The following is a 723-nucleotide window of genomic DNA, read 5'->3' on the forward strand; positions in this document are numbered from 1 at the left end:
TCCTCAAATACGTTCCAAGCTCTGAATTTGATTTCACGTTTCATCTTCTCTTCTTCCTCTCTAAAGGGGATGGATAAGGGCCTTATACGGCCCCCGGCTTCGCCTGAGTATTGCGGTCGAATCGGAGGCCTTCGGCCCTTGCGCATCACTTCATGAATACAAGCCAATGCGTCTTGCTTCGCTTATTTCCAAACAGCGGCTTATAACCAATTGCATCAAGCACATCACCAAGTGATACTTGTTCTTCATTCCACTTAAAAATCAATGTTCCGTTAGGCTTCAGCACCCGCATACACTCCGCGAAGCCTTGCCGTATATCGAATTGCCATAGTTCATCCAATCTTCCGTATTTCTTGGCCAACCATGATTCTTCACCAGCTTTGATTAAGTGGGGAGGATCGAATACGACAAGATAAAAGGGATTGTCCTCAAATGGCATGTTTCTGAAATCTGCAATTACGTCAGGGTTGACATTTAGTGTTCTTCCATCGCACAGAACATCTTCAACTTGCCGTTTGTCCATATAGATAACATCTTCATGTTCTTTGTCGAACCAAAACATTCTGCTTCCACAACATGCGTCTAATATCTTTGCCATCTGTACCTCCTTTTGTTTGGTTTTGCGGCATAGCCGCCATCGAGTCGGCCGAATCCACTTAACGTAGTGGTAGCCGTATATAGGGTTTATAGTTAGGTAGGGGAGTGGATTAGACTCCCCTGGGG

Annotated in this window: 1 protein-coding gene; it reads right to left on the reverse strand. The window is 45.2% G+C overall.

The window, feature by feature from the left end:
* Positions 1-145: 145 nt before the first annotated feature.
* Positions 146-598 carry a class I SAM-dependent methyltransferase gene (locus tag ACFRAK_RS28785; protein ID WP_394573162.1) on the reverse strand — a complete coding sequence of 151 codons (453 nt, stop codon included), beginning with the start codon at positions 596-598 and terminating at the stop codon, positions 146-148.
* Positions 599-723 lie beyond the last annotated feature (125 nt).

The organism is Peribacillus sp. NPDC056705, assembly GCF_043656335.1.